General features: G+C 47.5%; 1 protein-coding gene. It reads left to right on the forward strand.

The genetic code is table 11. The annotated features are described in order from the left end of the window. A partial coding sequence (locus AB4583_RS21415; RefSeq protein ID WP_372119293.1) for a hypothetical protein occupies positions 1-217 on the forward strand: 217 nt, incomplete at both ends.

The following is a 217-nucleotide window of genomic DNA, read 5'->3' on the forward strand; positions in this document are numbered from 1 at the left end:
GTGACTCCGATAACGATGTGCTTACCTCAACCGTCACGCTGACCATTACCGATGGTGATATTCCGACCATTGATAATGTGCCAACTGTGAACTTGTCGGAAACCAATCTGAGTGATGGCTCTGCACCAAGCGGTAGCGCGGTTAGCTCAACTCAAACTATTACTTACACCACTCAAAGTGATGATGTGACCAGCTTCCGTATTGAACCAACGGAGTT

The sequence above is a fragment of the Vibrio sp. 10N.222.49.C12 genome (assembly GCF_041475025.1).
GTDB classification, from domain to species: Bacteria; Pseudomonadota; Gammaproteobacteria; order Enterobacterales; family Vibrionaceae; genus Vibrio; species Vibrio crassostreae_C.